We start from the raw sequence: 8,951 nt of genomic DNA, 5'->3' as shown, positions 1-8,951 counted from the left end.
CCGCCGGCTCCGCGGGCGCGGGCGTGCCGGCCGCGTCCGGCTCGACCGCGAGCGCCGCGTGGGCCGACTCCCGCGCGTCGGGCCTCGGCACCGGCTCCGACACTGGCCTCGTGGACGATGACATGGACTACACCGGCGGCGGCCGCCGGCCGATCGCCAACGTGGCCGTGGCCGTGCTGGCCATCGGCTGGGCGCTGCACGCGTTCGCCGTCGTCGCCCGCGGCCTCGCCGCCTCCCGCGTGCCGTGGGGCAACCTCTACGAGTTCATGACCTCCGGCGCGCTCGTGATCACGACCGTCTACCTGCTGTTCCTCTTCCGCAAGGACCTGCGCTTCGTGGGCACCTTCGTCACCGGCCTCGTCGTCGCCATGATGTGCGCGGCCACCATGGGCTTCCCGACGCCGGTGGGTCACCTGCAGCCGCCGCTGCAGTCCCCGTGGCTCGTGATCCACGTGTCCATCGCCGTGCTGGCTACCGCGCTGTTCACGCTGACCGCCGCCATGTCCATGCTGCAGCTGCTCCAGGACCGTGCCGAGAAGAGCGCCGCGGCGGGCGAGCCCACCTGGTCGTTCCTGCGCCTCGTGCCCTCTTCAGACGCCCTGGAGAACTGGTCCTTCCGCATCAACGCGGTGGGCTTCGTGATGTGGACCTTCACGCTGATCGCCGGCGCCATCTGGGCCGAGGCCGCGTGGGGCCGCTACTGGAACTGGGACACCAAGGAGGTCTGGACCTTCGTGATCTGGGTGGTCTACGCCGCGTACCTGCACGCCCGCGCCACCCGCGGCTGGACCGGCGCGCGCGCCGCCTGGCTGAGCATCGTGGGCTTCCTCTGCATCGTGTTCAACTACACGATCGTGAACACGTACTTCCCGGGCCTGCACTCCTACGCGGGGCTGCCCAGCTGACCCGAGGCCTCACGCTTCCACCCCCAGCGCTTTCGCTCGTGAAAACGTCGCTACCATCCCGGATATCCGGGATGGTAGCGACGTTTTCACGAGCGAAAGTGTTCCTGGGGGAGGTCAGAGGGTGGGGGCGTCCGGATCGTCGGCGTCGGGCTCCTCGCCCCGCTCACGACGACGGCGCAACTCCTCCTCGCGGGCCTTCAGCTCGGCGTCACGCCGGTCCAGCTCCTGCTCACGCTCGGCCTGGCGCCGCTGGACGCGGAGGCTGCGCAGGAACGCCTCGTCGTCGTCGGGGGCGCCGGGGCCGCGGGGCGCCGGACGCGCCGTGCCGCGGGCCACGCGGGCGCGGCCCAGCACGAGCCACAGCAGCGGGCCCACGAGGGGGAGCAGGACCACGACGGCCACCCAGCCCCACTTCGGCAGGCTGCGCACCTCGTGGGCGGGGGTCATGAGCGCCTCGAACAGCGCGTACAGCGTGAGGCCCACGAGGACGATCGCGGCGGGGATGATGAAACGGCCCATCCTCCCAGTCTAGGCGGGGGCGGTCGGGGCCGGTCTCGGCTCCGCCCCGGGCGAAGGCCCGCGGAACCGGCGGGCGTCCAGGGGGCGACGGCGGCCCCCGGCGGGCGTCCAGGCACCGCTCGTAGAATGGGCCGGTGCGCATTCTCTACTACGGGTTGCTCCGCGTGGCCCTTTTCTTCGTCCTCTGGTGGGTCGGCCTGCAGCTCGGCCTCGGCATGGTCATGGCCACCCTGGCCGCCGCGATCCTGACGTTCGCCGTCAGCTACCTGTTCCTCGGCCGCCTGCGTCGGGGCGCCACCCAGGACCTCTCCGCCGCGTGGGAGGGCCGCCCCGGCCGCCGCGGCCGCACCGAGGCCGCCGACGCCGAGGCCGAGGACGCCTACACGCAGGGCCGCTTCCGCGAGTGAGCCCCGGGGGCCCGCGGTGCGGGCGCTCAGAGCAGGACGCCGAGGGTGAAGGTCAGCGCGTAGACGATCCCGATCACGCCGGTCGCGCGCAGCACCGGGATCAGTGCCCGGCGGTCCTGGGCGCGCAGCACGGTGCGGACGGGCCGGATCGCCAGCAGGCCGCCGAGCGGCACCAGCAGCAGCCACGGGTGCACGGCCACCCAGAACAGCGGCAGCAGCAGGGCGATGGCGAGCATGACGCCGTAGGAGGCCCGCGCGGGGCCGTCGCCGAGGCGGGCCGCCAGGGTCATCTTGCCCACGGCCCGGTCCGTGGGGATGTCCCGGATGTTGTTGGCCATCAGGAGGGCCGTGGAGATGAGGCCGCAGCCGATCGCGCCGGCCCACGCCAGGCCGCTGACCTGGCCGGCCTGCGTGTAGGTGGTGCCGAGCACGGCCACCAGGCCGAAGAACACGAACACGAACACCTCGCCCAGGCCCAGGTAGCCGTAGGGCTTCTTGCCGCCCGTGTAGTACCAGGCGGCCACCACGCAGGCGACGCCGACCAGCAGGAACCACCAGTGCCCCGAGAGCAGGATGAGCCCCAGGCCGGCCAGCCCGGCGAGGCCGAAGAACGCGAAGGCCGCCTGCTTCACCTGGGCCGCGGGCACGAGCCCGGAGACGGTGAGCCGGAAGGGGCCGACGCGCTCGTCGTCGGTGCCGCGGATCCCGTCCGAGTAGTCGTTGGCGTAGTTCACGCCCACCTGCAGGGCGAGCGAGACCACGAGGGCCAGCAGGGCCGCGCCGAGGTGGAAGCGGCCGAGCTCCGCGGCGGCGGCCGAACCGACGATCACGGGGGCGATCGCCATGGGCAGCGTGCGCAGGCGCGCGGCGGCGACCCACTGGGAGAGCGTGGCGGCCATGGGCGGGGGTTCCTCCTGGGGAGCGGGGTGGGGATCGGCGCGCGGCGGGCCGGGTCGACGGCGGAGCGCGGCCGGGGCCCGACGTCGGCCGGGCCCGGGTCATTCTCCCACGCGCGGGGTCGGCGGGTTCCGTCCGGGGCGAACGCGGCCCCCACGGCCCGGCCCGGACCGGCTCAGCCCGCTGCGGCGAACCGGGCGGCGAGCGCCTGCCGGTCGGTCTTGCCGGTGGAGAGCAGGGGGAGGGCGTCCAGGGCGAGCCAGGTCTTGGGCACGGCCGCCGCGCCGAGTGCGTCCCGGATGTGGGCGCGCAGGGCGTTCTCGCCGACCGGGGAAGCGGGGTCCGCCGGCACCACCGCCGCGCAGAGCCGCTGCCCCCACTCGGGGTCGGCCACGCCGGCCACGTGGGCCGCCGCGACACCCGGGTGGGCCTCGAGCACCGCGGTCACCGCGGCCGCGGACACCTTCACCCCGCCCGTGATGACGACGTCGTCCAGGCGGCCGGTCACGGCCAGCCGCACGCCGCCGTCGTCCGTGGGGGAGAGCACGCCCGTGTCCTCGGTCAGGAAGGCGCGGGCGCCGTCCGCGGCGGGGACGAAGTGGGCGGCGGTGCGGGCGGGGTCGTCGAGGTAGCCGGCCGCCACCATGGGCCCGGCCAGGCGCACGCGCGGCGGGGCGTCGGGGCCGTCCGGGGCCACCGCGACGGCGACGCCGGGCAGCGGCACGCCGTCGTAGACGCAGCCGCCGCACGTCTCGGCCATGCCGTAGGTGGCGGTGAGGCGCACCCCCGCCGCCTCGGCCGCGGCCCGCAGCGCGGGATCGAGCCGGGCACCGCCCACGAGCACGCGGTCGAAGGAGCGCAGGGCCGCCCGCCCGGCCGGGTCGGCGTCGGCCGCCAGGAGGCGCGCGAGCTGGGTGGGGACGAGCGAGACGAGCCGGGGGCCGGCGTGGTCGGGCAGGGCGGCCGCCCCGGTGGCGAACGCCGCGGGCGTGAAGGGGCCCGGTGGAAGGGCCACGGGTGCGGTCCCGGCCGCGATCGAGCGGGAGAGCACGGCGAGCCCGGCCACGTAGTGCACGCCGAGGGCCAGCAGCCACGCCCCCTCGCCCCCGAGCCGCCGGGCCGTGGCCGCGGCCGAGGCGCGCAGGGCGGAGGCGGTCAGGACGATCTGCTTCGGCGTGCCCGTGGAGCCGGAGGTGCGGACCACCGCGGCGGCGTCCGGATGGCCGCAGCGGCGCGGATCGCGGGCCTCGGGCCGGGGGAGCGCGGCGCCGTCGGCGGTCAGCTCGACGGGGTCGCCGCCGTCGAAGGACGCCGCGAGGGCGTCCGTGGCGCGGGCGAGGGCGTCGGCAGTGGCGGGCATGGCTCCGAGTCTAGGAGTCACGGCGGTCGGACGGACCCGCCCGGCGGACCGGATCCGCCCGGCGGTCAGAGCATGAACGGCACCGTGGCGATCTTGACCACCATGATCAGCGCGAACAGCTGGGCGTACCCCTCGGTCACGCGGGCGTCGGTGGACCGGGAGAGCGCGTAGTCCAGGATCGCCGGCTGGCCCGTGATGCCCGCCAGCGCCCCGAAGGTGCGATCCACGGACTGCCCCAGCAGCCGTGCCGCGGTGATGAGCAGGGCAGCGGTCAGCGCGGTGAGCACGGCGGACATCAGGATGGCCAGCCCGCCGACCCGAGTGAACACCGTCTCGATGAACGCCGGGCCGGCGGCCAGGCCCACCACGCCCAGGAAGAGCATGAGGCCGAGCTGCCGCAGCGTCAGCGCGATCTCCGTGGATGGCTCCCACACCGTGGGTCCGGTGCGGCCGATCGCCCCGAGGGCGAGGCCGACGAGGATGCACCCGGCCGCCGGGCCGAGGGAGAAGGAAGCCCCGCCCGGGAGCGGGATCGTCACCAGGCCCAGCAGGTAGCCCAGCGCCATGCCCGTGCCCAGGGAGATCCAGTCGAGGTTCGAGAGCCCCCGGGTCGAGTTGCCGAAGAAGTCCCGCACCGCCTCCATCCGCGGCGCGGTGGTCACGATGAGCACCCGGTCGCCGACCTTGAGCTCGGTCTGCGGGGTGGCCAGCGACTCGACGTCGTCGCGCCGCAGCCGGGCGACGTCGGTGCCGAAGCGCTCGGGCAGGGACAGCGTGCCCAGGCGGCGATCGGCCAGGGCGCGGGCCGTGACGATGACCATGGAGGTCTGCAGCGGGTTCATCACCTGTGCCGGGTCGGCGTCGGTGCGGCGGCCGAAGGCCTGCACGGCCGCGTCGATGTTCTTCTCCGTGCCGTCCAGGACGACCTGGTCCCCGGGTTCGATCCGGTCGGCGGAGCCGGCGATCCGGGCCACGCCGCCGTGGCGCAGCGCCGCCACGCGCACCAGTCCCTCGGAGATCCCGGGGATCTCCCGCACGGCGAGGGCGGAGGTGGCGGCCGCAGCGGTGAAGTGCAGCTTGCCGTCGGTCACCGGCGCCGGATCGCGCGGGGAACTGCTCCACGGGCGGGCGGCGAGCAGCGTGATCGCGATGATGGTGCCGACCACGCCCACCAGGTAGGACAGCCCGTAGCCCACGGCCGGGGCCTGCCCCCCGGTGAGCTGGTTCGCCAGCGCCATCGCCGGCGTCGCGGTGAGCGAACCCGTCCACACACCGATCGCCGTCGGCAGGTCCATGTGCAGCAGCGCGGCCAGCGGGTGCACCGTGAAGGCGGTGAGGATCACCACGACGACGGCGGCCAGCATCAGGGGCAGGTTGCGGCGCAGGTCCCGGAAGAACACCTTGCCGGCGCCGAGCCCGATCAGGTAGGCGAACAGGGCCAGGCCGAAGCTCTGGAACAGGACCAGCCGGTCGCCGACGTCGGGCAGCACCGCCCCGACGAGCAGGCCCACGAACAGTGCTCCCGAGGCGCCGAGGCGGATCTTGCCCAGCGGGATGGTGCCGACGGCGGCGCCCAGGGCGACGGTGGCCATGAGGACGAGGATGGGCTGGTCGTTGAGCAGTGCCAGCATGGGCGGGTCTCCGTCCTGCCGTGGTGGTCGGTCAGAAGTGGTACGGGAAGGCGGACCAGTCCGGGTCGCGCTTCTGCAGGAACGCGTCCCGGCCCTCCACGGCCTCGTCCGTCATGTAGGCCATGCGCGTGGCCTCGCCGGCGAAGACCTGCTGGCCGGCCATGCCGTCGTCGGGAAGGTTGAACGCGAACTTGAGCATGCGCAGGGCCTGCGGGGACTGACGGTTGATGTCCGCGGCGTACTCGAGGGCGACCTCCTCGAGGCGCTCGTGGTCCACGGCCTCGTTGACGGCGCCCATGGCCACCATGTCCTCGGCCGAGTACTCGCGGGCGGTGAAGAAGATCTCCCGGGCGCGCTTCTGGCCCACCTGCCGGGCGAGCAGGGCCGAGCCGTAGCCGGCGTCGAAGGAGCCCACGGTGGCGTCCGTCTGCTTGAACTTCCCGTGCTCGCGGGAGGCGAGGGTGAGGTCCGCGACCACGTGGAGCGAGTGGCCGCCGCCGGCGGCCCACCCGTTCACGACGGCGATGATCGCCTTGGGGGAGGTGCGCATCAGGCGCTGCACCTCGAGGATGTGCAGGCGGCCGGCGCGCGCGGGGTCGATGGTCTCGGCCGTGTCCCCCTCGGCGTAGCGGTAGCCGTCCCGGCCGCGGATGCGCTGGTCGCCGCCCGAGCAGAAGGCGTGGCCGCCGTCCTTGGGGGAGGGGCCGTTGCCCGTGAGCAGCACCGTGCCGACGTCCGGGGTCATGCGGGCGTGGTCGAGCGCGCGGTAGAGCTCGTCCACGGTGCCGGGGCGGAAGGCGTTGCGGACCTCGGGTCGGTCGAAGGCGATGCGCACCGTGGGCAGGTCGCGGACCCAGCGGCCGTCGGCGTCGCGCTCCACCTGCCGGTGGTAGGTCAGGTCCTCGAAGTCGAAGCCTTCCACCACGCGCCAGCGGGTGGGGTCGAAGAGGTCGGAGACCTTCTCGGGGAGGCGGTCACGGGCGGCGGCGGGGGTCGTCTCGGTCACGCGGCGAGTCTATCCCCGACCCCCACCGGCGCTTTCGTGCGGGAAACGGGAGGCTCCACCGGCGCTTTCGTGCGGGAAACGGGAGGCTACCCGCCTGCCGGACGCCACATGCCGAGGTGGGCCGGGGCGCCGTCGTCGATCTCCACCGTGTGGGTGCGCGCGACGCCGAACCGCGCGTAGTACGCCTCGCGGTGCCGCTCGCACTCGAGGTACGCGGGCAGGCCGTCGGCGTCCGCCCGGGCCAGACCGGCGCGCACCAGCGCCGAGCCCACCCCGCCGACCTGCGCGTCCGGGGCGACGGTCAGCAGCCCCAGGTACCAGTGCGGCTCGGCCGGGTGCCGGGCCTCCAGGGCCTGGTCGACGCGCGGGCCTCGCTCGTCCAGCACGCGCAGTGCGGCCCGGTGCGGCAGGCCTCGCGGATGGTGAGCGCGGGTCGGGGCGGAGGAGTGGGGCCGGAGGGCGTGGGGGAGGACGGGCGCGAGGGGAGGTTCTCGGGCTCGGGCGTGGGCGCCATGCGGCCAGGGTAGGACGACCCTGTCCCGCGGTCACTCCCTGACGCATCGGGGTGGCGGAGGCTTCAGGAGGTGGCCGCGGGACCAGGACCCGGTCCCAGCGAAGCCTCCCGTTTCCCGCACGAAAGCGCTGGGGGCGAGCCGCGGGACCAGGACCCGGTCCCAGCGAAGCCTCCCGTTTCCCGCACGAAAGCGCTGGTGGTCAGCCCCTCGACCCTCAGTCCCAGCCCTCGGGTCCCGCCGAGCCGGCCGGGTACTCGTCCAGGGGCACCTCGTCGGCCTCCCACGCGGCGATCACCGGCGCCAGGATCCGCCAGCACTCCTCGGCGGCGTCGCCGCGCACGCTCAGCAGCGGCTCGCCGGTGAGGATCCCGCGCAGCACCTCGCCGTAGGCGTCCACGTGCTCCTCGCCGAGGCCGGCCGTGAGTGCGCGCCGCTCGGCGTCGAACGGGGTGTCCGCGCCGTCCACCGCCAGCTCGATCCGCACGCCTCGCGGCTGGAGCCCCACCACGATCCGGTCGCGGCCGGCGGCCGGGGACAGCCCCTCGGGCACGTCCTCGGGCGCGCGGAGGGTGAGCGCCACCTCCCAGCGGGTCCGCTCGAGCGCCTTGCCCGAGCGCAGCCGGAACGGCACGCCGCGCCACCGGTCGGTGTCCACGGCGAGGGTCACCTCGGCGAGCGTCTCGGTCCGCCGCCGCGGGTCCACCCCCTCCTCGTCCGCGTACGCGGGCACCGGCCGGCCGTCCGCCTCGCCGGCGGTGTAGCGGGCGCGGCGGGAGGCCGCCACGGGGTCGTCCTGCCACACGCGGGTGGCGCGCAGGACCTCGACGACGGCGTCATGCAGCTCGTCCGCGGCCACGCGGGCCGGCGGCTCGAGGGCCGTCATGGCCAGCACCTGGAGCAGGTGCGACTGCAGCATGTCCTCCAGCGCGCCGGTGCCGTCGTAGAACTCGGCGCGCCCCTCGAGGCCGATCGCCTCGTCGACCACCACGTCCACGCGCTCCACGTCCCGCCCGTCCCACACGCGCCCGAGCAGCCGGTTCGCGGTGCGCAGCCCCAGCAGCGCGGTCACCATGGACTCGCCCAGGAAGTGGTCCACGCGGAAGACGCGGTCCTCCTCGACGATGTCGGCCAGCACCGCGTTGAGCTCGCGCGCGCTCGCCTCGTCCTCGCCGAACGGCTTCTCCAGGGTCAGGCGCAGCCGGTCCGGGAGGTCGTCCATGCCGGCGAGCGCGTCCACCGACTCCCGAGTGATCCCCGGGCCGAGGGCGAAGTACAGGACGGGGACGGCCTCGGGCCCGGCGGCCTCCCGCGCCGCGGCGAACAGGGCCCGCAGGTCGTCCGCGTCCGTGGCGTCCGCGGTCCGCCACACCGCGCGCTCCACGAGGTCGTCGACCGCGGCGGCGTCCAGGGCGGTGCCCTTGAGCGCCTCCCGCACGATGCCCTGCCACTCCTGCGTGTCGTGCTCGCTGTGCGAGGAGCCCACAAGCGTGATGCGCGGCAGGTCGTGCGCCGCGAGCGCCCCGGCCAGGCCGGGCAGCAGCAGGCGGGAGGTGAGGTCGCCGGTGGCGCCCAGGATGATGAGGGCGACGTCGTCGCGGTCGGCTCGGGCGGTCATGGGGCTCCCTCGGGAAGGCGTCGGCGGCGGGGTCCCGGCCAGTCAACCGCCCGGCCGCGGGGCCTGTCCAGGCGGGCCGGGCCGCCGTCGTCGTCC

9 protein-coding genes are annotated in these 8,951 nt (G+C 75.0%); 2 read left to right on the top strand and 7 right to left on the bottom strand.

Annotation, left to right across the window (positions count from 1 at the left end):
* The coding region (gene ccsB, locus NWP10_RS09070) for a c-type cytochrome biogenesis protein CcsB (RefSeq protein WP_258300674.1) at window positions 1-905 on the top strand (905 nt) is incomplete at its 5' end.
* A gap of 114 nt (window positions 906-1,019) precedes the next feature.
* Here ccsB and NWP10_RS09065 read toward each other — a convergent pair.
* A complete protein-coding gene (locus NWP10_RS09065; protein WP_258300673.1) occupies window positions 1,020-1,424 on the bottom strand; it encodes a PLDc N-terminal domain-containing protein in 405 nt (134 codons plus the stop codon).
* 134 nt (window positions 1,425-1,558) lie between these two features.
* Between NWP10_RS09065 and NWP10_RS09060 the strand changes: the two genes are divergently transcribed.
* Window positions 1,559-1,831: a DUF4229 domain-containing protein gene (locus tag NWP10_RS09060; protein WP_113913822.1), complete on the top strand. Its 273-nt coding sequence runs from the start codon at window positions 1,559-1,561 to the stop codon at window positions 1,829-1,831.
* Between the two features lie 26 nt (window positions 1,832-1,857).
* On the opposite strand, the gene NWP10_RS09055 is transcribed toward NWP10_RS09060, so the two are convergent.
* From NWP10_RS09055 to NWP10_RS09030, 6 genes are all read right to left on the bottom strand, one after another.
* Window positions 1,858-2,730 (bottom strand): 1,4-dihydroxy-2-naphthoate polyprenyltransferase, encoded by an 873-nt coding sequence (locus NWP10_RS09055; protein WP_258300672.1) that lies wholly within the window; start codon window positions 2,728-2,730, stop codon window positions 1,858-1,860.
* Between the two features lie 173 nt (window positions 2,731-2,903).
* Window positions 2,904-4,088 carry an AMP-binding protein gene (locus NWP10_RS09050; RefSeq protein ID WP_258300671.1) on the bottom strand — a complete coding sequence of 395 codons (1,185 nt, stop codon included), beginning with the start codon at window positions 4,086-4,088 and terminating at the stop codon, window positions 2,904-2,906.
* A gap of 65 nt (window positions 4,089-4,153) precedes the next feature.
* Window positions 4,154-5,719 carry an aspartate:alanine exchanger family transporter gene (locus tag NWP10_RS09045; protein ID WP_258300670.1) on the bottom strand — a complete coding sequence of 522 codons (1,566 nt, stop codon included), beginning with the start codon at window positions 5,717-5,719 and terminating at the stop codon, window positions 4,154-4,156.
* Between the two features lie 31 nt (window positions 5,720-5,750).
* Window positions 5,751-6,725: a 1,4-dihydroxy-2-naphthoyl-CoA synthase gene (locus NWP10_RS09040; RefSeq protein WP_258300669.1), complete on the bottom strand. Its 975-nt coding sequence runs from the start codon at window positions 6,723-6,725 to the stop codon at window positions 5,751-5,753.
* 86 nt (window positions 6,726-6,811) lie between these two features.
* The gene (locus NWP10_RS09035) at window positions 6,812-7,111 is read right to left on the bottom strand and encodes a GNAT family N-acetyltransferase (protein WP_258300668.1); all 300 of its coding nucleotides are present in this window, start codon (window positions 7,109-7,111) and stop codon (window positions 6,812-6,814) included.
* 343 nt (window positions 7,112-7,454) lie between these two features.
* Window positions 7,455-8,855, bottom strand: coding sequence for a glucose-6-phosphate dehydrogenase (locus NWP10_RS09030; protein ID WP_184169718.1), 1,401 nt, complete (start codon window positions 8,853-8,855; stop codon window positions 7,455-7,457).
* Between the last annotated feature and the right edge of the window lie 96 nt (window positions 8,856-8,951).

The organism is Micrococcus sp. HG099 (genome assembly GCF_024723355.1).
Lineage (GTDB): Bacteria > Actinomycetota > Actinomycetes > Actinomycetales > Micrococcaceae > Micrococcus > Micrococcus endophyticus.
This window is presented reverse-complemented; position numbering and strand designations above follow the sequence as displayed.